General features: G+C 60.2%; 18 protein-coding genes and 1 pseudogene. 15 read left to right on the top strand and 4 right to left on the bottom strand.

Annotated features, from left to right (window positions below; genetic code table 11):
• The first annotated feature begins 161 nt into the window (after positions 1-161).
• From gshA to tauD, 5 genes are all read left to right on the top strand, one after another.
• Positions 162-1745 (top strand): glutamate--cysteine ligase, encoded by a 1584-nt coding sequence (gene gshA, locus ACM6IT_RS13920; protein ID WP_414914118.1) that lies wholly within the window; start codon positions 162-164, stop codon positions 1743-1745.
• 226 nt (positions 1746-1971) lie between these two features.
• Complete coding sequence (gene tauA / locus ACM6IT_RS13915) at positions 1972-2949, top strand: taurine ABC transporter substrate-binding protein (RefSeq protein ID WP_046040783.1); 978 nt, start codon at positions 1972-1974, stop codon at positions 2947-2949.
• 15 nt (positions 2950-2964) lie between these two features.
• A complete protein-coding gene (gene tauB / locus ACM6IT_RS13910) occupies positions 2965-3759 on the top strand; it encodes a taurine ABC transporter ATP-binding subunit (protein ID WP_056726923.1) in 795 nt (264 codons plus the stop codon).
• Entirely contained in the window at positions 3756-4589 is an 834-nt protein-coding gene (tauC, locus tag ACM6IT_RS13905) for a taurine ABC transporter permease TauC (RefSeq protein WP_414918201.1), read from the top strand. Before tauB ends, tauC begins: the two co-directional genes overlap by 4 nt.
• Positions 4590-4669: 80 nt before the next feature.
• The gene (gene tauD / locus ACM6IT_RS13900; protein ID WP_414918200.1) at positions 4670-5512 is read left to right on the top strand and encodes a taurine dioxygenase; all 843 of its coding nucleotides are present in this window, start codon (positions 4670-4672) and stop codon (positions 5510-5512) included.
• Between the two features lie 175 nt (positions 5513-5687).
• Here tauD and mgrA read toward each other — a convergent pair whose 3' ends face one another.
• Together mgrA and ACM6IT_RS13890 are read right to left on the bottom strand one after the other, a co-directional pair.
• A complete protein-coding gene (gene mgrA, locus ACM6IT_RS13895; RefSeq protein ID WP_414918199.1) occupies positions 5688-6725 on the bottom strand; it encodes an L-glyceraldehyde 3-phosphate reductase in 1038 nt (345 codons plus the stop codon).
• A gap of 134 nt (positions 6726-6859) precedes the next feature.
• A pseudogene (locus tag ACM6IT_RS13890) lies at positions 6860-7303 on the bottom strand (LysR substrate-binding domain-containing protein); the annotation flags it as partial.
• Between the two features lie 164 nt (positions 7304-7467).
• Between ACM6IT_RS13890 and ACM6IT_RS13885 the strand changes: the two are divergent.
• The gene (locus tag ACM6IT_RS13885; RefSeq protein WP_414914115.1) at positions 7468-8208 is read left to right on the top strand and encodes an SDR family oxidoreductase; all 741 of its coding nucleotides are present in this window, start codon (positions 7468-7470) and stop codon (positions 8206-8208) included.
• Between the two features lie 166 nt (positions 8209-8374).
• A complete protein-coding gene (locus ACM6IT_RS13880) occupies positions 8375-8635 on the top strand; it encodes a hypothetical protein (RefSeq protein ID WP_056726929.1) in 261 nt (86 codons plus the stop codon).
• A 9-nt stretch (positions 8636-8644) separates the two neighbouring features.
• Here ACM6IT_RS13880 and betT read toward each other — a convergent pair whose 3' ends face one another.
• Both betT and epsC read right to left on the bottom strand, forming a co-directional pair.
• The gene (gene betT / locus ACM6IT_RS13875) at positions 8645-10600 is read right to left on the bottom strand and encodes a choline transporter BetT (RefSeq protein ID WP_414918315.1); all 1956 of its coding nucleotides are present in this window, start codon (positions 10598-10600) and stop codon (positions 8645-8647) included.
• A gap of 348 nt (positions 10601-10948) precedes the next feature.
• A complete protein-coding gene (gene epsC, locus ACM6IT_RS13870) occupies positions 10949-11875 on the bottom strand; it encodes a serine O-acetyltransferase EpsC (protein ID WP_056726931.1) in 927 nt (308 codons plus the stop codon).
• 190 nt (positions 11876-12065) lie between these two features.
• On the opposite strand from epsC, the gene ACM6IT_RS13865 reads away from it, so the two are divergent.
• The 8 genes from ACM6IT_RS13865 (at position 12066) to ACM6IT_RS13830 (ending at position 20863) form a co-directional block, all read left to right on the top strand.
• Positions 12066-13058: a D-cysteine desulfhydrase gene (locus tag ACM6IT_RS13865; protein ID WP_414914114.1), complete on the top strand. Its 993-nt coding sequence runs from the start codon at positions 12066-12068 to the stop codon at positions 13056-13058.
• 293 nt (positions 13059-13351) lie between these two features.
• A complete protein-coding gene (tcyJ, locus tag ACM6IT_RS13860; protein WP_056726933.1) occupies positions 13352-14152 on the top strand; it encodes a cystine ABC transporter substrate-binding protein in 801 nt (266 codons plus the stop codon).
• On the top strand, positions 14152-14817 hold the full coding sequence (tcyL, locus tag ACM6IT_RS13855) for a cystine ABC transporter permease (RefSeq protein WP_046040764.1): 666 nt from the start codon (positions 14152-14154) through the stop codon (positions 14815-14817). The genes tcyJ and tcyL overlap by 1 nt, the downstream gene beginning before the upstream one ends.
• A 4-nt stretch (positions 14818-14821) precedes the next feature.
• On the top strand, positions 14822-15577 hold the full coding sequence (gene tcyN, locus ACM6IT_RS13850) for an L-cystine ABC transporter ATP-binding protein TcyN (RefSeq protein WP_056726934.1): 756 nt from the start codon (positions 14822-14824) through the stop codon (positions 15575-15577).
• 480 nt (positions 15578-16057) lie between these two features.
• Positions 16058-16822 carry a hypothetical protein gene (locus ACM6IT_RS13845; protein WP_414914112.1) on the top strand — a complete coding sequence of 255 codons (765 nt, stop codon included), beginning with the start codon at positions 16058-16060 and terminating at the stop codon, positions 16820-16822.
• A 223-nt stretch (positions 16823-17045) separates the two neighbouring features.
• Complete coding sequence (locus ACM6IT_RS13840; RefSeq protein ID WP_056726936.1) at positions 17046-18278, top strand: SfnB family sulfur acquisition oxidoreductase; 1233 nt, start codon at positions 17046-17048, stop codon at positions 18276-18278.
• Between the two features lie 38 nt (positions 18279-18316).
• Positions 18317-19510, top strand: coding sequence for an SfnB family sulfur acquisition oxidoreductase (locus tag ACM6IT_RS13835; RefSeq protein WP_414914111.1), 1194 nt, complete (start codon positions 18317-18319; stop codon positions 19508-19510).
• A complete protein-coding gene (locus ACM6IT_RS13830; RefSeq protein WP_414918198.1) occupies positions 19511-20863 on the top strand; it encodes an LLM class flavin-dependent oxidoreductase in 1353 nt (450 codons plus the stop codon).
• Positions 20864-20992: the final 129 nt, after the last annotated feature.

Genomic DNA, 20992 nt, shown 5'->3' with positions numbered 1-20992 from the left:
CATCTGTGCTGACTGACACACCGCCTTCGCGAGCAAGCCCGCTCCCACATTAGTTGCGGCGAGTTCAAAAAACCAGGCGAAAACGCCAGTTTTAACTTCACCCTTGTAGACCGTCTTGCCCACCCCCATATTGGGGCGACTGACGCGTGAAGGAATCCAACTTGAGCGAACTTCTCAACCGCCGCCTGGCTCTGCTCGGCGAGCGCGCTAACCTCTCTCTGCTCGAACAGTGCCTTCACGGCATCGAACGTGAATGCCTGCGCGTGACCGATGAAGGTCGCCTGGCGCAAACGCCGCACCCGGAAGAATTGGGTTCCGCGCTGACCAATGAACAGATCACCACCGACTATTCCGAGTCGCTGCTGGAGTTCATCACCCCGGCCCTGCCCGACCCGGCGGACACACTGGCAAGCCTGGACAGCATTCACCGCTTTGCCTACAGCAAGCTCGGCAACGAGTATCTGTGGAGCCCATCGATGCCGTGCCCGTTGCCGGCCGAGGAAGACATCCCGATCGCCTATTACGGCACGTCCAATATCGGGCAGCTCAAGTACGTGTACCGCAAGGGCCTGGCCCTGCGTTACGGCAAGACCATGCAGTGCATTGCCGGCATTCACTACAACTTTTCCCTGCCGGAAAAACTCTGGCCGTTGCTCAAGCAGGCCGAAGGCTTTGTCGGCACCGACCGCGACTTCCAGTCGTCGTCCTATATCGCGCTGATCCGCAACTTCCGCCGCTACAGCTGGCTGCTGATGTACCTGTTCGGTGCTTCACCGGCACTGGACGCCGGCTTCCTGCGCGGTCGTTCGCACCAGTTGGAACAACTGGACCCGCATACCCTGTACCTGCCGTACGCTACCAGCCTGCGCATGAGCGACCTGGGTTACCAGAGCAACGCCCAGGCCGGCCTGACGCCGTGCTACAACGATCTGAACAGCTACACCGACAGCCTGCGCAAAGCGGTGGCCACGCCGTATGCGCCATACGTCGAAGTCGGCACCCACCAGGATGGCGAGTGGGTACAGCTCAACACCAACATTCTGCAGATTGAAAACGAGTACTACTCCAACATCCGCCCGAAACGCGTGACCTACACCGGCGAGCGCCCTATCCAGGCGCTGATGGCCCGTGGCATCCAGTACGTCGAAGTACGCTGCCTGGACATCAACCCCTTCCTGCCGATGGGCATCGATCTCACCGAGTCACGCTTCCTCGATGCGTTCCTGCTGTACTGCGCACTCAATGACAGCCCGCTGCTGACCAACACCAGTTGCGGCAACGCGACCTCGAACTTCCTCAGCGTGGTCAAGGAAGGTCGCCGTCCGGGCCTGCAACTGCAGCGGGATGGCCAGCCGGTTGACCTGAAGGAATGGGCCGGCGAGCTGCTGGAAAAAATCGCTCCTCTGGCGGCGATGCTCGACCAGAGCCATGGCGGTGATGCCCACAGCAAGGCGCTGGACGCCCAGATGTCGAAGGTCCAGGACCCGTCCCTGACGCCGTCGGCCCAGGTATTGGCGGCGATGGCTGAACACAAGGAAAGCTTCGCCCAGTTCTCCCTGCGCCAGAGCCAGGCCCATGCCGAGTTCTTCCGCAGCGAGCCGTTGTCGGCCGAGGAGCAGGCGAAGTTTGAAGAGCGGGCGCGTTCGTCGCTGGCTCAGCAGGCTGAACTGGAGCAGAACGAAGTCGGTGATTTCGATGTGTTCGTCGGGGCATACCAGGCGAGCATTCTGGCGATCAGTAACTAATCGGCGCCTGTAAGAAAGATCGCAGCCTTCGGCAGCTCCTACATTGGAATGCGTTTCCTGTAGGAGCTGCCGAAGGCTGCGATCTTTTTGTTTCCAGCCCATTCACAATGACTCACCGGGTTTTCCCCTCATAAGCTAATTCTAAAAAGTTATTTATTTTCGAATTCTTAGATCATTTAGTCTCTTTCTCACGCCGGCATTCGGTCGCCTGACAAGGAGCTTTCTGATGAAACTGACTTTCCCTCTTCGCTTGCTGGCGGCCGCTTCCTTGGCTACCGCAAGTTTTTTTGCCCAGGCAGCCGACTTCACCGTCGCCTACCAGACCACCGTTGACCCGGCGAAAGTCGCCCAGGCTGACGGCGCTTACGAAAAGGCCACCAAGGCCGATATCAGCTGGCGCAAATTCGACAACGGTGCCGATATCATCGCCGCCATTGCCTCCGGCGACGTGCAGATCGGCTACCTCGGTTCCAGCCCCCTGACCGCTGCGATCACTCGTAAAGTCCCGGTCGAAACCTTCCTCATCGCCACCCAGATCGGCGCTGCCGAAGCCCTGGTCGCCCGCGACGGTTCCGGGATCAAGACCCCGCAAGACCTGATCGGCAAGAAAATCGCCGTGCCGTTCGTTTCCACCGGCCACTACAGCCTGCTGGCTGCGCTGAAGCACTGGAACATTGATCCATCGAAAGTCACCGTCCTCAACCTGGCTCCGCCCGCGATCATTGCTGCCTGGAAACGCGGTGACATCGACGCCACTTACGTCTGGGACCCGGCCCTCGGTGTCGCCAAGGAAAACGGCAAGGTACTGATCACCTCCGGTGAGCTGGCCAAGTTCGGCGCACCGACCTTCGACGCCTGGATCGTGCGCAAGGACTTCGCCGAGAAGCACCCGGAGATCGTCACCGCGTTCGCCAAAGTGACCCTGGACGCCTACGCCGATTACCGCAAAGACCCACAAGCCTGGCTGGCCAATCAGGGCAACGTCGACAAGCTTGTAAAACTGTCTGGCGCCAAGGCCAGCGACATTCCATTGCTGCTGCAAGGCAACGTCTACCCGCTAGCGGCTGACCAGGTGCTCACCCTCGGCGCGCCGACCACCAAAGCCATCACCGACACGGCGGCGTTCCTCAAGGAACAAGGCAAGGTCGAGGCGGTACTGCCGGACTACGCGCCGTACGTCAGCGCCAAGTTCATCACCAACTGATCGGGAGTCAACGCGATGGCCTTGCTACAGCTGGAGCGCATCAGCGCACAGTACCCCGGCAACCCGGAACCGGTGTTGGCGGATATCTCCCTGAGCCTGGGGCCCCGGCAATTGCTGGTCGCCCTCGGCCCGTCCGGCAGTGGCAAGACTTCGCTGTTGAACCTGATTGCCGGCTTCGTCGAACCCAGCGCCGGGCGCATCACCCTCGACGGCGTGCCCGTCAAAGGCCCGAGTGCCGAGCGCGGCGTGGTGTTCCAGGACGACGCGCTGCTGCCGTGGCAAAACGTGCTGGCCAACGTCGGGTTCGGCCTGGAGCTGGCCGGTATCGCCCGGGACAAACGCGAAGCTCGCGCCCGGGAAATGCTCGCCCTGGTCGATTTGTCCGGTTTTGAACAGCGCCGCATCTGGCAACTTTCGGGCGGCCAGAAGCAGCGTGTCGGCCTGGCCCGCGCCCTCGCCGCCGACCCACGCGTGTTGCTGATGGACGAACCTTTCGGAGCCCTCGACGCCTTCACCCGCGAGCAAATGCAGGAGTTGTTGCTGCAAGTCTGGCAACGCACCGCCAAACCGGTGTTCCTGATTACCCACGACATAGAAGAAGCCGTATTCCTCGCCACCGACCTGATTCTGTTGGCGCCCAACCCTGGGCAAATCGTCGAGCGTCTGAGCCTCGATTTCGGTCAGCGTTATGCCGCCGGTGAGTCGGCTCGCTCAATCAAGTCCGACCCGCGTTTTATCGAAACCCGCGAACACGTACTCGCCAAAGTGTTCTCCCAACGCAGTGCCGCCCAGCGGCAGGAGCGCGCATGAGCAGTTATGAAATTCCCGTCGCAGCGATAACGCCAGGCTCAGCCGTGATTGCGGCAAGTCGCCGTTTGAGCACCCGGTGGATCAGTGTGCTGACACTGGTCGCTCTCGTTGCTATTTGGTGGGCCGTGACGGCGACCGGCTTGATCGAGCCGCTGTTCCTGCCGCCGCCCTCCGCCGTTCTGCAAAAAGGCTGGCTGCTGGCGACCTCGGGTTACATGGATTCAACCCTGTGGCAGCACCTCGGCGCGAGCCTGAGCCGCATCGGCCTGGGCCTCGGCTTTGCGATTCTCACTGCCGTGCCGGTGGGAATTGCCATCGGTGCCAACCGTATCGCCCGTGGCGTGCTCGACCCGCTGATCGAGTTCTACCGGCCGATCCCTCCGTTGGCCTATCTGCCGCTGATCGTGATCTGGTGCGGCATCGGTGAATTGTCCAAAGTGCTGCTGATCTACCTGGCGATCTTCGCCCCGATTGCCATCGCCACCGCCACCGGTGTGCGCACGGTCGACCCGGCCAAATTGCGTGCCGCGCAGTCGCTGGGCGCAACCCGCGTGCAGTTGATTCGCCACGTCATTTTGCCGAGTGCCTTGCCGGACATTCTGACCGGTGTGCGCATCGGCCTCGGCGTGGGGTGGTCGACCCTGGTCGCCGCCGAATTGATCGCCGCCACCAGCGGCCTGGGCTTCATGGTGCAATCGGCCGCGCAGTTTCTGGTCACCGATGTGGTGGTACTGGGGATTCTGGTGATCGCACTGATCGCCTTCGCGATGGAACTGGGCCTGCGTGCCCTGCAACGCAAACTGGTGCCGTGGCATGGCCAGGCTCACTGAATAATTTCCCTGTGAGAAACCCTGTGGGAGTGAGCTTGCTCCCACAGTAATCAACACCCCCGAATTTCAAGAGAATCACCATGAGTGACTTGACCATCGTCCCCTTAAGCTCCGCCCTCGGCGCACAGATCAGTGGCATCGACATCAGCCAGCCGCTGAACCTGGAGCAACGCGATGCCATCGAACAGGCCCTGCTCAAGCATCAGGTGCTGTTCTTCCGCAACCAGCCGATCACGCCACAGCAACAGGCGCGATTCGCCGCGAATTTCGGCGATCTGCACATCCATCCGATCTACCCGAATGTGCCGGAGCAACCTGAAGTGCTGATCCTCGACACCGCCGTCACCGACGTGCGCGATAACGCTATCTGGCACACCGACGTGACCTTCCTGCCGACCCCGGCCATGGGCGCCGTGCTCAGCGCCAAGCTGCTGCCGGAGTTTGGCGGCGACACGTTGTGGGCCAGCGGGATTGCCGCGTACGAAGCCCTATCGGCACCGCTGAAAACCTTGCTCGAAGGCCTGACCGCCACCCACGATTTCACCCGTTCGTTTCCGCTGGAGCGCTATGGCAATACGCCCGAAGCACTGACCCAGTGGGAAGAAGCACGGCGCAAGAATCCGCCGCTGTCGCATCCGGTGATCCGCACACACCCGGTCAGCGGGCGCCGCTCGCTGTTCGTCAACGAAGGTTTCACTTCGAAGATCAACGAGCTGTCGGAAACCGAGAGCGAGGCGATTCTGAAGTTCCTGTTCGCCCATTCAACGCGGCCGGAGTTCACCATTCGCTGGCACTGGCAGCAGGACGACATCGCGTTCTGGGATAACCGCGTGACCCAGCATTACGCGGTGGATGATTACCGGCCGGCGCGGCGGGTGATGCAGCGGGCGACGGTGTTGGGGGATGTGCCGTTTTTTCGGTGAACAGCCAGTTTTTGTACTGACATTAATGGCCTCATCGCGAGCAAGCTCGCACCCACAGTGTCCGTGGCGTACACAAAACCTGTGAACACCGCCAAACCTGTGGGAGCGAGCTTGCTCCGGGCGGCGTTCCGACGATGGCGATCTGAAAGGCGCCGAATAATCCGGCGCCAACTACTTATTCAGCCGTCGAAGGCTTCTCCCAAAGATTGATCCCGCCCTCCTGGGCAAACCGGTCAATTTCCGCCAGTTCCTCTGCACTGAAGCTCAAGTTCTTCAACGCCCCGACGTTCTCGATAATCTGCTCCGGTCGACTCGCGCCAATCAACGCGGAAGTGACCCGGGGGTCGCGCAGGGTCCAGGCCAACGCCAGTTGCGCCAGGCTCTGGCCGCGACGTTTGGCGATTTCGTTGAGTGCCCGCACCTGGGCGATGTTGGCCTCTGACAAATGCGATGCCTGCAACGAACCACCGCCCGGACGGTTGACCCGCGCATCCGCCGGCACGCCGTTGAGGTATTTGTCGGTCAGCAAACCCTGGGCCAACGGAGTGAAGGCAATCACGCCGGTACCGAGTTCATCAGTGGTATCGAGCAGGTCTTTTTCCACCCAGCGATTGAGCAGGTTGTAGGCCGGCTGGTGAATCAGCAGCGGCACTTTCCATTCTTTGAGCAACGCCGCCATTTCGCGGGTTTTCACCCCGGAGTACGACGAGATGCCGATGTACAACGCCTTGCCCTGCTGCACCGCCGTGGCGAGTGCGCTGGCGGTTTCTTCCAGCGGGGTGTCCGGATCGAAACGGTGGGAGTAGAAGATGTCGACGTAGTCCACGCCCAGGCGTTGCAGGCTCTGGTCGAGGCTGGCCAGCACGTACTTGCGCGAACCGCCGCCCTGACCGTAAGGGCCGGGCCACATGTCCCAGCCGGCCTTGCTGGAAATGATCAGCTCGTCGCGGTACTGCTTGAAGTCTTCACGCAGTAAACGGCCGAAGTTGATCTCGGCGCTGCCATACGGCGGGCCGTAGTTGTTGGCCAGGTCGAAATGGTTGATGCCCAGGTCGAACGCCGTGCGCAACAACGCGCGCTGGGTACCGATCGGCGTGCTGTCGCCGAAGTTGTGCCACAGGCCCAACGACAGTGCCGGCAGCACCAGCCCGCTGCGGCCCACCCGGCGGTAGGGGATGGAGTCGTAGCGGTTTTCGGCAGCGGTGTAGGTCATCTAATCCTCTCTTGTCGGTCTTGAATCTGATATCGACTGCTTTGCCAGTCGCCCAGCATACGCCCGGACAAACACCAGAAAACCCCTGATTCGACTAATGACTGAAACGTTTCACGTATTTCCCCGCCAACAAGCTACCGTGCCCCCGTAAACACCTCTCCCAACCAGTCCACAAACACCCGGACCCTGGGCGACATGTGTCGGTTGTGCGGGTACAACACCGATACCGGCATTGATGGCGGAGGGGTGTCGACGAGGACTTCCTGCACCAGGCCTTGGGAGATCTGCGTTTCCATTCGGTAGTGCGGGCACTGAATCAGGCCCAGCCCGGCAATCGCCGAGGCGGCGTAGATTTCTGCGCCGAACACCGATACCGCACCGTCGATGGCCACTTCCTTGAGTTCACCGTCCACCATGAATTCAAACGGGAACAACCTGGCCGTCGTGCGCGAAACGTAGTTCACCGCACGGTGCCGGCTGAGGTCGGCGAGGCTTTTCGGTTCGCCGTATTTGCGCAAATAGGCGGGGCTGGCGCAGGTGATCTGACGCAGGTTGGCGACACGTTTGCCGATCAGCGCTCGTAGATCCGCACAAAAACCTTCATCGCTTTGACTTGGTCCACAGCTCACTCCAGGCACTCGATTGTTGGCAATCATTGAACAGTCAAGGCAACTCTCGTGCATTTATCGGCCTGAGTAAACATGTGAAATTGGCTTCACACCCCATCAACAGGAACATCAACATGACTGCTCAAACTCCGAAAGTTGCCATCGTGACCGGTGCCTCCCGCGGCATCGGCGCGGTCATCGCCAAACAACTGGCCAGCGAAGGTTTCGCCGTTGCCATCAACTACGCCAGCAGCGCCACCGAAGCCTCGAAACGGGTGGTGGAGCTGCGTCAGGCCGGCCACCAGGCCATAGCGATCAAGGCCGATGTGGCCAATGCCGACGACGTGCGCGGGATGTTCGACGAGGTTGAAACCCAGTTCGGCAAGGTCGATGTTTTGGTGAACAACGCCGGCATCCTCAAGGTCCTGCCGCTGGCGCAACACAGCGACGAACTGTTCGAGCAGACCTTCAACATCCACGCTCGCGGTACCTTCAATATCCTGCGTGAAGCGGCGACCCGCCTGAACAGCGGTGGCCGAATCATCAACTTCTCCAGCAGCACCGTCGGCATGAACCTGCCGGGTTACGCGGTGTACATCGCCAGCAAAGCGGCAGTGGAATCCCTGACCCAGGTGTTCGCCAAAGAGATGCGCGGGCGCAACATCACCGTCAATGCGGTGGCTCCCGGGCCGGTGGCGACTGAGTTGTTTTTACACGGCAAGAGTGAGGAGCAGATTCAGAATTTCGCGAAGATGGCGCCGCTGGAGCGCCTGGGGCAGCCGGAGGATATTTCCCGTGTTGTGTCGTTTCTGGCGGGGCCGGATTCGGGTTGGGTCAATGGGCAGATTTTGCGGGTGAATGGCGGGTTGGTTTAACTGAGTTCACACTGAGACCGCAGCGCCCCCAATCGCGAGCAAGCTCGCTCCCACATTGATCTTGGTTGCTCACAAAATTTGTGCTCAAAGGAAGTCCCCTGTGGGAGCGAGCTTGCTCGCGATGGCTGCCTCCAAAGCAATGCACATCTGAAGGGCGGGACAGTTCATGCACACCACCATCATCACAACCTTCGGCCTGATCCTCCTGGCGTTGATGCTCTACATCGGCGAGAAAATCGGCTTTACCCGTCAGACCCTGGCCTACTGTTTTATCGTGCTGTGGCTGGCGCTGACGCTGATCAACGGCGCAGTCGGCATAGTGCATGCCGGCCAGCCATTGAGCACCGAACTGGCGGTCGGTAGCGCCGTGTTCGGTGTCCCGGTGGCGGCGCTGGTGTTGTTCATGGTGTTGACCACCGAGACATGAAGGCCTTGATCAGCGCACCAGATGCAGGAACTGCATGTGCCGTTCGTACTGGTCGAGGATGTCGTTGATGATCTGTTCCTTGGTATAGCCGACCAGATCGTAGTCCTGACTGCCTTCGCTCAAATGCACTTCGGCCCGGTAGTAGCGGCGATTGTTGAGTTGCTTGGAACCCATGCCGCCACGGGCAAACGATGGCGTGAAGTAACCGCGCATCTGCACCTGATAAACAAACGGATGTTGATCGCCGTGGCCGATTTCCAGGCTGACGCTGTCATTGGCCGGGTCCGGGTGTGTCGCTACGTGCAAACCCTTTTCGATGAACACGGCAGACACTTCTTCAATCGCCGGGCGCACCGTCGTGTCGAGGAAGCGGTAGACCTCATCCCGCGACGGGAAATGCACCGCCTGACTCAAACGCTGACGCCAGCCACCCCGCCGTGAACCGGACACCGGTGCCAAGGAGTGCATCTGCGCAATCTGCTTCTGCGACTCCAGATAAAACGCTTTGTGCAGCCCCCACATCATCAACAGCAGGATCAGCGAGAACGGCAACGAGGTCAGGACCACCGCCGACTTCAACGCATCGATGCTGCCGGAGAACAGCAGCGCGCTGGTCACCAGGGCGGTCATCGCGCCCCAGAACACCCGCAACCATTTCGGCCCGTCTTCATCGGGGTTACCGCCCTTGGCGGACAGCGTCGACAACACCACGGTGCCGGAGTCGGCGGAGGTGACGAAGAACACAAAGCTGATAAACACCGTGACCGCGATGACGGTTTTGCTCCACGGGTAGGTTTCCAGCAGCAGGTAGAGCGTCATCGACGGATTGTCGATGGCCGACATACCGAGCGCGCTCATGCCGTGGTTGAGCACTTGATCGATGGCGCTGTTGCCGAAGATCGACATCCACGCCAGGGTAAAGCCCAGCGGAATCAACAGCACGCCGAAGACGAACTCGCGGATGGTGCGACCACGGGAAATCCGTGCGATGAACAAGCCCACGAACGGCGACCACGCAATCCACCAGGCCCAGTAGAACACCGTCCAGCCGCCCAGCCAGTCGCCGGGTTTGTCGTAGGCATAGAGGTCGAAACTCTTCATCGGCAAGGCGCCGAGGTAATCACCGAGGTTCTGGATCAGGGTGTTGAGCAAGTGCTGCGTAGGGCCGGCGAACAATACGAACAGCAGCAGCGCGCAGGCCAGCAGCATGTTGATGTCGGACATCACCCGCACGCCCTTGTCGACGCCGGATACGGCAACGATGATCGCAGCACCCATCATCAGGGTGATCAGGCCGACCTGAATCCATTGGGTGTGGGCGATGCCGAACAGATAATCCAGGCCCGAGTTGAGATGCAACACGCCAAAGCCCATGTCAGCACCGAGGCCGAACACCGTGGCGATGATGCCGAAGCCATCCACCGCGTAGCCGATGGGGCCGTTGATACGCTTGCCGATCAGCGGATACAGCGCCGAGCGCAGGGCCAGTGGCAGGTTATGCCGGTAGGCGAAGTAGGCCAGCGCCATGCCGACAAAGGCGAACACGCCCCAGCCATGCAGGCCCCAGTGCAGAAACAGAATCTGCATCGCCTGGCGCGCCGCATCCGCCGTACCGGCCTCGCCCTGGGGCGGTTGCAGCATGTGGGTCAGCGGCTCGGACACGCAGAAGAAAAACAGGGTGATGCTGATCCCGGCGGCGAACAGCATGCCAGCCCAGGACAGATAACTGAATTCGGGTTCGTCGTGGTCGGCACCGAGCTTGATCTTGCCGTAGCCGGACAAGGCGGTGACCACCACGAAGACCAGATACAGGGTCATCGCCAGCAGGTAATACCAGCCGACCGTGTTGGCCGCCCAGTTTTGCGCCGCCAGCAACCAGGCACCGGCCTGCTCCGGCATGGCGATGACAACGACACCAAACAACAGAATGAAACTCGCCGAGAACCAGAACACCGGCGGATTCATGCGGATCAGACCGCTTGGAGGGATGGACGATGCACTCATGTTCGGTGCACCTCGAAGGGGTAGAAAGTGGCTGTAGAAATCGGACTCAGCAAAGGCAAGCCTCCTGTTGTGAGCGGGCAGCGAACCGCCGGTTTAACTTGAATGAACGTTCAAGTTAAACATGGATAGGGGGCTAAGGACTAATCGCAGGGCTCGGCGGTGGTGTTGTTACGCTAGCTCAAGGAAAGGTTTTACGCGGAATTTAGAGGTGTTCTGTAGGAGCTGCCGCAGGCTGCGATCTTTTGATTTTGGTTCGCGGCGCGCTTGGAAAAGATCGCAGCCTCGTTGCACTCGACAGCTCCTACATCCTCACTTCTGCGCCCCATCATCCAACTGCAAACTCGCCTGGGTCAGGTTGCTGCCCGCCGGCACGCTGCGGGTCAGCCAGACGTTGCCGCCAATGGTCGAGCCCTGGCCGATGGTGATCCGCCCGAGAATCGTCGCCCCGGCATAAATCACCACGTCATCCTCGACAATCGGGTGCCGTGGCTGACCTTTCTGCAGTTGGCCATCTTCGTCCGCCGGGAAGCGCTTGGCGCCCAAGGTCACCGCCTGATAGATCCGCACGCGTTCACCGATGATCGCCGTCTCGCCAATCACCACACCCGTCCCATGGTCGATGAAGAAACTGCGGCCGATCTGCGCGCCGGGGTGAATGTCGATGCCGGTGGCCGAGTGAGCGATTTCCGCGCTGATCCGCGCCAGCAGCGGCAACCCGGCGCGATACAAATGGTGGGCCAGACGATGGTGAATCACCGCCAGGATCCCCGGATAGCACAACAACACTTCATCGACACTGCGGGCCGCCGGGTCACCGTGATAGGCCGCGAGCACGTCACTGTCCAACAGGCTGCGCAACCCAGGCAAGGCGAGGGCAAAGTCCTGAATGATCTGGATGGTTTTGGCTTCGACTTCAGTCTCGGCCTGGGCACTGTGGCGAGCGGCGTAGCGCAATTCGAGTCGCGCCTGGGCCAACAGCGCATTCAGCGCCACATCCAGGGTATGACCGACATAGAAGTCTTCACTCTCTTCGCGCAGGTCAACCGGCCCCAGGCGCATCGGGAACAACGCACCGCACAGGGCCTCGAGAATGTCCGCCATGGCTGCGCGGGAAGGCAATTCGCGACCGCCCTGCTCGCCGGTAGCCCGGCCGTTTTGTGCACGCCACTGTTCACGTGCCGTGCGCAGCTGGCTGACGATGGTCTGCAATTGCCAATGGCTGGAACGCTCACTCACGGTAAAAACTCCTCACGGGCGGCCGGACTGTCTGGCCGCACTGACGGCGATTACTTTACGGCAAGGGCCGCGAGGCAAATTAAGAACCAATAGTGCTGTACTCATTTCGATTGGCTATAAGCGATTGGCGGTTGCCCCAACTTTTTGGCGTGCCTATAGTCCTGAGATCTTCAACCGCCAGTACGGACTCATGATCAAACAACAGCTCGCCAGCTTTACCCGCCTCGACCTGCTCGGTCAGCCCACCGCCCTGGAAAAACTCGAACGCCTGTCGACCTGGCTGGGCCGCGACCTGTACGTCAAGCGCGATGACCTGACGCCGCTGGCAATGGGCGGTAACAAGCTGCGCAAACTCGAATACCTGGCCGCCGATGCCTTGGCCCAGGGCGCCGACACCTTGATCACCGCGGGCGCGCTGCAATCGAACCACGTACGCCAGACAGCCGCCATTGCCGCAAAGTTGGGCCTGGGCTGCGTAGCCCTTCTGGAAAATCCTCTCGGCACTGACGACAGCAATTACACCGGCAACGGCAACCGCCTGCTGCTCGACCTGTTCGATGCCAAGGTCGAACTGGTGGAAAACCTCGACAACGCCGACGAGCAACTGCAAGCACTGGCCAACCGACTGCGCAGCAACGGCAAGAAGCCGTACCTGGTGCCGATCGGTGGCTCCAATGCGCTGGGCGCCCTGGGCTACGTGCGTGCCGGTCTGGAACTGGCCGAACAGATCAAGGACACCGGCCTGAAGTTCGCCGCCGTGGTCCTGGCCTCGGGCAGCGCCGGTACCCACAGCGGCCTGGCACTGGCCCTGAGTGAAGCACTGCCGAATCTGCCAGTAATCGGCGTGACGGTTTCGCGCAGCGATGAAGATCAGCGGCCAAAGGTTCAAGGCCTGGCCGAACGCACCGCCGAGTTGCTGGGCGTGAATCTGCCGGAGGCTTTCAAGGTCGAGTTGTGGGACGAGTATTTCGCCCCGCGTTATGGCGAGCCGAATGCCGGCACACTGGCGGCGGTGAAGCTGCTGGCGAGTCACGAAGGCTTGCTGCTGGACCCGGTCTACACTGGCAAGGCCATGGCCGGCTTGCTGGACGGAATCGGCCGTCAGCGGTTCGACGATGGTCCGATTATCTTCCTGCACACCGGTGGCGCGCCGGCGTTGTTTGCCTATAAGGATTTTCTGTAAGCGATTCAGAAGATCAAAAGATCGCAGCCTGCGGCAGCTCCTACAGATGCATGCCGATCCATGTAGGAGCTGCCGCAGGCTACGATCTTTTCCATGAAACTCATATGCAATTAACGAATAACAAAAATAATATTCATTATTTTCAATTCTATAGGCATCATCTTATAGTCACGCGCAGGCGAATTTGCAGCGAGACGCATAAGCTGCATTAGGGCAGGATATCGCAGTCGTCCAAATCCCGAATTTGCCAACTTTCCTAAAGCGTCTTCCATAAGAAAACACAGGGGCTTGTCATGAATTTTTCCGCACTACGTCGCAATCTGCTGGTGGGTTCGCTGGGCCTGGCACTGAGCGCCGGCCTTATTGGCCAGGCGGTTGCCGGTGAGCAACTGCAACAAATCAAGGACAAAGGCGTAATCAACGTCGGCCTGGAAGGCACCTACCCACCATTCAGTTTCGTCGACGCCGACGGCAAGCTGACCGGCTTCGAAGTCGAGTTCTCCGAAGCCCTGGCCAAAGAACTGGGCGTGAAGGTCAAGCTGCAACCAACCAAATGGGACGGCATCCTCGCGGCCCTGGAATCCAAGCGTCTGGACGCAGTGATCAACCAGGTGACCATCTCCGAAGAGCGCAAGAAGAAGTATGACTTCTCCGAACCCTACACCGTTTCCGGTATTCAGGCGCTGGTGCTGACGAAGAAGGCCGCCGAGCTGAACATCAAGTCCGCCGCCGACCTGTCTGGCAAGAAAGTCGGTGTAGGCCTGGGCACCAACTACGAAGAGTGGGTGAAGGCCAATGTGCCGACCGCTGACATCCGCACCTACGAAGATGATCCGACCAAGTTCCAGGACCTGCGTGTCGGCCGTATCGACGCCATTCTGATCGACCGCCTGGCCGCGCTGGAATACGCCAAGAAGGCCAAGGACACCACCGCCGCCGGTGATGCGTTCTCCCGCCAGGAAGCCGGCATTGCCCTGCGCAAAGGTGAGCCTGAACTGCTGGCCGCGGTCAACAAGGCAATCGATAAGCTGCGCGCCGATGGCACCCTGAAAAAGCTCTCGGAAAAATACTTCAACGCTGACGTCACTCAATAATGGGAGAAGCTTTCCAACTCGCACTGGACTCCGCGCCCTTTCTGCTCAAGGGCGCGTATTACACGGTCATCCTCAGCCTGGGCGGGATGTTCTTCGGCCTGGTGATGGGCTTCGGTCTGGCGCTGATGCGCCTGTCGCGCTTCAAACTGGTGAGCTGGATCGCCCGCATCTACGTGTCGTTCTTTCGCGGCACGCCGTTGCTGGTGCAACTGTTCGTGATCTATTACGGCTTGCCGCAATTGGGTCTGGAACTGGATCCGCTGCCGGCGGCACTGATCGGCTTCTCGCTGAACATGGCCGCCTACGCCTGTGAAATCCTGCGTGCCGCGATCAGCTCCATCGAGCGCGGCCAGTGGGAAGCGGCTGCCAGTATCGGCATGACCCGCGCGCAAACCTTGCGCCGGGCCATCCTGCCGCAGGCGATGCGCACCGCATTGCCGCCGCTGGGCAACAGCTTCATTTCGCTGGTCAAGGACACCGCGCTGGCCGCCACCATCCAGGTGCCGGAACTGTTCCGTCAGGCGCAGCTGATCACCGCTCGCACCTTCGAAATCTTCACCATGTATCTTGCCGCCGCACTGATCTACTGGGTCCTCGCAACCGTGCTTTCGCACCTGCAGAACCAGTTGGAAGCGCGGGTCAATCGGCACGACCAGGAGTCCTGACCCAATGATTGTCGTGGAAAAACTGACAAAGCAGTTCAAGGGTCAAGTCGTGCTCAACGGCATCGATCTTGAGGTCAAGGAAGGCGAGGTGGTCGCGATCATCGGCCCTAGCGGTTCGGGCAAGACCACCTTCCTGCGCTGCCTGAATTTTCTGGAAGAGCCCACCAGCGGCCGGATCAAGGTCGGTGATATCGAAGTCGATACCAGCCGTCCCCTGAACCAGCAGCAGAGCCTGGTGCGGCGCTTGCGCCAACACGTGGGTTTCGTGTTCCAGAACTTCAACCTGTTCCCCCATCGCACCGCGCTGGAAAACGTTATCGAAGGCCCGATCATCGTCAAGAAGATCGCGCACGCCGATGCAGTTGCCCTGGGTAAAAAGCTATTGGCCAAGGTAGGCCTGGCGGGTAAGGAAGACGCCTATCCGCGTCGCCTCTCCGGTGGTCAGCAACAGCGCGTGGCGATTGCCCGGGCGCTGGCGATGGAACCGGAAGTGATCCTGTTCGATGAACCGACCTCGGCCCTCGACCCGGAGCTGGTGGGCGAGGTATTGGCGACTATCCGCGGCCTGGCCGAAGAGAATCGCACCATGGTGATCGTCACTCACGAAATGGGCTTTGCCCGGGACGTGGCCAATCGCGTGGTGTTTTTCGACAAGGGCGTGATCGTCGAGCAAGGCGAAGCGAAGGCGTTGTTTGCCAACCCGAAAGAAGAGCGAACCAAACAGTTTCTCAGCAAGTTCCTGAACAACAGCCACAACTAACAACCCGTTCAACAATGGTCATCTTCCATGGACGGAAGTGGCACCATCGCAAAAAATACTTTATCAATACCAAACTAACCCCATCTATTCGACATGCATATTTTGTACGCGCGCGCGGTACATATATCTGCACAATAACAATTAACCTCCCGTTCCCCACCAGGTTCCTTTCACAACACCTGGCCGACCACGCACGCCAAGCCGCCCGGCTTTAGACACTTTCAGCGGACAAATTCGACACGCCGCCATGGTTTACTTACTTCGTACCGTAGGAACTTTCTGAATAACAGCACACTTCACCCATAACTAATAAATCTCATTGACACTTACTCCCCCTGACTCTTATCTAGTCTCCAACCGACGTCACTCATCACGCCAAACTCATTATTTCAATTAAAAGTAATGAATGGTTTTGCTGTTCGATATTTAGTTTTTGATTTCCCAGAAACGGACTTCGTTGCAAAACTTCAAGGAGACTTCATGAAAAGCACCTCGAACACATCCGGGCTTGTGGCCCCGACCCTGGCGCAATCCAACAAGACCGGCATCAACGTCACTTGCGCGGCGCACCTGCTGATCGATGTGGCGCCCTACCCCGCCATGGACGAAGGCGACCTGATCGAACTGTTCTGGGATAGCTGCTACGTGGCCTCCCGCGTGCTGAAGGCCAGCGATGTCGGCCAACCGGTGCAGTTGCGGGTGCCTGAAAGCTTTGTCGCCAACGGTACCTCGCGCATTCACTACCGGGTCATGCAGGTGGGTCGAGACCCAGTGATTTCGGCCAGCCAAAACGTGCAGATCAAACTCGACTGCCCAGGCGGCCAACCTTCCGAGCTGTGCGGCGATGAAAACCAGTGCCTGGCACCGGTGAGCATTCCCGAGGCGATTCGCCGTCAGGGGGTCAATCCGAGCCAGGTCAAACGCGGTGTTCCCTTGACCATCGAGCCGTACCTGAACATGGCCGTCGACGATGAAATCACCCTGCGCTGGGGCGATGTGCGCATGGATCTGCCACGGATCAAGTCCGCCGATGTGGGCCAGCCGATTCATGTCTGGATTCCGCCGACTATCATCCTCGAAGCCGGCGAAGACCTGCGGCTGGAGGTGACGTACTGCATTCTCGACCGGGTGGGCAACAACTCCCGCTGGGCTCCAGCCCGCACGCTGAAGATTGGTTGTGCAAACACTTATCTGAAAGTCCCGAAGAAACAGCCCCTCAAGGCCGCCGAACCCCGTAGACGATGAAGAGGTCTCTTTGGCGGAATCATCCTTCTATGCATATTCCTAAAAGTTAGTTCATAAAATATTTATACACGTTTAGGGTATATACACCGGACCACCGGACATCCTTGTTTTCATGCGCGGCCACAAGCGGCGCTTCCATAAGATGTGAGGTAGGTATGGTCCGGAACACAATCACCCCAGTGCAGATCGCCAGGGCATTGCGTGCAGCCAAGGAGCGGCACTGATGTCCAGTCTGGCAGATGCAAACGTCCAGAGTGACCTGGACATCGCCCCGCTGTTGTTGCCCGCAAAAGTCTTGCGCAATGACGCTCAAGCCATTAAGGCGGCCCACGAGCTGGCGCAAGTCGCCCGCCTGCAAGCGGCCAAACGTGACCGGCAGCGCAAGCTCCCATGGTCTGAAATAGAACAGTTCACCCGCAGCGGCCTGGGCAGCATTTCCATCCCCCGCGAGTACGGTGGCCCGCAGGTTTCGTTCGTTACCCTGGCCGAGGTTTTCGCGATCATTTCCGCGGCAGACCCGGCACTTGGGCAGATCCCGCAAAACCAGTTCGGCATTCTTAACCTGGTGCTCGGCAGCGCCACCGAGGCGCAGAAAAAACAGCTGTTCAAAAGCGTCCTCGACGGCTGGCGCATCGGCAATGCCGGGCCGGAACGCGGCACCAAGAACACCCTGGAACTGAAGGCGCGCATCACCGCTGACGGCGTCCTCAACGGCCAGAAGTTCTATTCCACCGGCGCACTGTTCGCCCATTGGGTCGCGGTCAAAGCGTTGAACGACGATGGTAAGCAAGTACTGGCGTTCATCCGTCGCGGCACACCTGGATTGCGCATCGTCGATGACTGGTCCGGTTTTGGTCAGCGCACCACCGCCAGCGGCACGATTTTGCTCAACAACGTGCAGGCCGATCCTGAACTGGTGGTGGATAACTGGCGGATCAATGACACGCCGAACATCCAGGGTGCCGTCTCGCAGCTGATTCAAGCGGCCATCGACGCCGGTATCGCCCGAGGCGCCATCGACGACGCCATCGACTTCGTGAAAACCCGCGCCCGGCCGTGGATCGACGCCAAGGTCGAGCGGGCCAGCGATGACCTGTACGTGATCGCCGATATCGGCAGATTGAAAATCGAATTGCACGCCGCCCAAGCGCTGCTGCGCAAGGCCGGGCAAGTGCTCGATGATGTCAGCGCCGCACCTTTCACCGCCGAGTCCGCCGCCCGCGCCTCGATTGCCGTGGCCGAAGCCAAAGTGCTGACCACCGAGATTTCGCTGCTGGCCAGCGAAAAGCTGCTCGAACTGGCCGGCAGCCGCGCGACCCTCGCCGAATTCAACCTCGACCGCCACTGGCGCAACGCCCGGGTGCACACCCTGCACGATCCGGTGCGCTGGAAGTATCACGCGGTCGGCGCCTATCGCCTCAACGGCACGCTGCCCAATCGCCATTCCTGGATCTGACGACCAGAACACTTTTTACCAGAGCTCTGGAGAAACACATGACAAGTTCTCACCACGTCGCGGTCATCACCAGCGATGAGCAAGCCCTGGTCGTCGCCAGCGACCTTGCCGAAGACTTTAAACGCGACAGCGCCACACGCGACCGTTTACGCCGCTTGCCACACCCGGAACTGGAAGTGTTTTCCCGCTCGGGCCTGTGGGGCATCAGTGTGCCAAAGGAATACGGCGGCGCCGGTGTTTCCAACGTCACCCTGGCCAAGGTCATCGCCTTGATCGCCCGGGCCGACGGCTCCCTGGGGCAGATCCCGCAGAACCATTTCTATGCCCTCGAAGTACTGCGGGTGAACGGCAGCCACGAGCAGAAGCAACGCCTGTACGCCGAGGTTTTGGCCGGTCAGCGCTTCGGCAATGCGTTGGCGGAACTCGGCACCAAAACCGCACACGATCGCGTCACCAGCCTGACTCGCGACGGCAGCGGCTATCGCATCAATGGTCGCAAGTTCTACGCCACGGGCGCGATCTACGCCCAGCGCATTCCCACCTCGGTGGTGGATGAAAACGGCGTACAGCAACTGGCGTTCGTCCCGCGCAACAGCAAGGGCCTGAGCGTGATCGACGACTGGAGCGGCTTCGGCCAGCGCACCACCGGCAGCGGTTCGGTGGTGTTCGAAGATGTCTACGTCGCCGGCGAAGATGTGATCCCCTTTCAAAGCGCTTTCGAACGCCCGACCCCGGTCGGCCCGCTGGCGCAGATTCTCCATGCTGCCATCGACACCGGCATCGCCCGCGCCGCGTATGAAGATGCGCTGCATTTCGTGCGCACCAAAACCCGGCCATGGATCGACGCCACCCACGAAAAAGCCACGGACGATCCGCTGACCCTCAAGAGCTTCGGCCACCTGAGCATTCGCCTGCACGCCGCCGAGGCATTGCTGGAGCGGGCCGGTGAATACCTCGACGAGGCCCAGGCCGACACCCATGCACAGACCGTCGCGGCCGCCTCGATTGCCGTCGCCGAAGCCCGCGCCCTCAGTACCGAAATCTCCCTGGCCGCCGGCAGCACACTGTTCGAACTGGCCGGCAGCCAGGCAACCCTGATCGAACACGGCCTCGACCGCCACTGGCGCAACGCCCGGGTACACACCCTGCACGACCCGGTGCGCTGGAAGTACCACGCCGTGGGCAATTACTACCTCAACGATGAAAACCCGCCACTGCGGGGGACCATCTGAATGGCCAAGAAAAAGATCCTGCTCAATGCCTTCAACATGAACTGCATCGGGCACATCAACCATGGCTTGTGGACGCACCCGCGCGATACGTCCACCCGCTACAACACGATCGAATACTGGACCGAACTGGCGCAGCTGCTGGAGCGCGGGCTGTTCGACGGCCTGTTCATCGCCGACATCGTCGGGGTCTACGACGTCTACCAGAACTCGGTGGACGTGCCGTTGAAAGAGTCGATCCAGTTGCCGGTCAACGATCCGCTGCTGCTGGTCTCGGCCATGGCTGCAGTGACGAAAAACCTCGGCTTCGGCCTGACCGCCAACCTCACCTACGAAGCGCCGTATCTGTTCGCCCGCCGCCTGTCGACGCTGGATCACCTGAGTCGTGGGCGTGTCGGCTGGAACATCGTCACCGGCTATCTCGACAGCGCTGCCAAGGCCATGGGCCTTAGCGAACAGGTTGAGCATGACCGTCGTTATGACCAGGCCGACGAGTACCTGGAGGTGCTCTACAAACTCCTGGAAGGCAGTTGGGAAAATGGCGCGGTGCTCAACGATCCACGGCAGCGGATCTACGCGCAGCCAGACAAAGTGCACAAGGTCGAGCACAAGGGCGAGTTCTATCAGGTCGAGGGTTATCACCTCTGTGAGCCCTCGCCACAGCGCACGCCGGTGCTGTTCCAGGCCGGCAGTTCGGATCGCGGTTTGCTGTTCGCCGGGCGACATGCCGAGTGCGTGTTCATCAGCGGCCAGACCAAGGCATCGACCAAGGCGCAGGTGGACAAGGTGCGCGCCGCGGCCGCCTCCGCCGGACGCAATCCCGAGGACATCAAGGTGTTCATGGGCCTGAACGTGATCGTTGGCGCCACCGAAGAGCGGGCCTGGGCCAAGCACGCCGAATACCTGAGCTACGCCAGTGCCGAGGCCGGCGTGGCGCACTTTTCGGCGTCCACCGGGATCGATTTTTCCCAATATGAAATCGACGAGCCGATCCAGTACGTGAAGAGCAACGCGATCCAGTCCGCCACCAAACACCTGCAAAACAACGACTGGACACGCCGCAAATTGCTGGAACAACACGCCCTCGGCGGGCGCTACATCACCGTGGTCGGCTCACCGCAGCAAGTGGTGGATGAACTGGAATCCTGGATCGCCGAAACCGGGCTGGATGGTTTCAACCTGACGCGGATTGTCACGCCGGAAAGCTATGAGGATTTCATCGAACTGGTGATCCCCGAGTTGCAACGGCGGGGCTCGTACAAGACGGCGTACGACAGCGGTACCTTGCGCGAAAAGCTGTTTCAGCGAGAGGCGCATTTGCCTGAGCAACATACCGGCTCCCACTACCGACACTAAACCCTGTGGCGAGGGAGCTTGCTCCCGCTCGACTGCGTAGCAGTCGCAAATCTGCCGATCCGATTTGTCTGTCACACCTTATCGGATGTTTTCAGGGCTGCTTCGCAGCCCAGCGGGAGCAAGCTCCCT

Origin of the sequence: Pseudomonas sp. IT-P4 (genome assembly GCF_949767755.1) — a bacterium.
GTDB lineage: Bacteria > Pseudomonadota > Gammaproteobacteria > Pseudomonadales > Pseudomonadaceae > Aquipseudomonas > Aquipseudomonas monachiensis.
This window is presented reverse-complemented; position numbering and strand designations above follow the sequence as displayed.

Coding starts and splice junctions, on each gene's coding strand:
- tcyJ (WP_056726933.1), top strand. CDS start 13,352: ATGAATTTTTCCGCACTACGTCGCAATCTGCTGGTGGGTTCGCTGGGC.
- tauD (WP_414918200.1), top strand. CDS start 4,670: ATGAGTGACTTGACCATCGTCCCCTTAAGCTCCGCCCTCGGCGCACAG.
- tcyL (WP_046040764.1), top strand. CDS start 14,152: ATGGGAGAAGCTTTCCAACTCGCACTGGACTCCGCGCCCTTTCTGCTC.
- tauC (WP_414918201.1), top strand. CDS start 3,756: ATGAGCAGTTATGAAATTCCCGTCGCAGCGATAACGCCAGGCTCAGCC.
- tcyN (WP_056726934.1), top strand. CDS start 14,822: ATGATTGTCGTGGAAAAACTGACAAAGCAGTTCAAGGGTCAAGTCGTG.
- mgrA (WP_414918199.1), bottom strand. CDS start 6,725: ATGACCTACACCGCTGCCGAAAACCGCTACGACTCCATCCCCTACCGC.
- ACM6IT_RS13840 (WP_056726936.1), top strand. CDS start 17,046: ATGTCCAGTCTGGCAGATGCAAACGTCCAGAGTGACCTGGACATCGCC.
- ACM6IT_RS13835 (WP_414914111.1), top strand. CDS start 18,317: ATGACAAGTTCTCACCACGTCGCGGTCATCACCAGCGATGAGCAAGCC.
- tauA (WP_046040783.1), top strand. CDS start 1,972: ATGAAACTGACTTTCCCTCTTCGCTTGCTGGCGGCCGCTTCCTTGGCT.
- betT (WP_414918315.1), bottom strand. CDS start 10,600: ATGAATCCGCCGGTGTTCTGGTTCTCGGCGAGTTTCATTCTGTTGTTT.
- tauB (WP_056726923.1), top strand. CDS start 2,965: ATGGCCTTGCTACAGCTGGAGCGCATCAGCGCACAGTACCCCGGCAAC.
- ACM6IT_RS13880 (WP_056726929.1), top strand. CDS start 8,375: ATGCACACCACCATCATCACAACCTTCGGCCTGATCCTCCTGGCGTTG.
- ACM6IT_RS13885 (WP_414914115.1), top strand. CDS start 7,468: ATGACTGCTCAAACTCCGAAAGTTGCCATCGTGACCGGTGCCTCCCGC.
- ACM6IT_RS13845 (WP_414914112.1), top strand. CDS start 16,058: ATGAAAAGCACCTCGAACACATCCGGGCTTGTGGCCCCGACCCTGGCG.
- ACM6IT_RS13865 (WP_414914114.1), top strand. CDS start 12,066: ATGATCAAACAACAGCTCGCCAGCTTTACCCGCCTCGACCTGCTCGGT.
- ACM6IT_RS13830 (WP_414918198.1), top strand. CDS start 19,511: ATGGCCAAGAAAAAGATCCTGCTCAATGCCTTCAACATGAACTGCATC.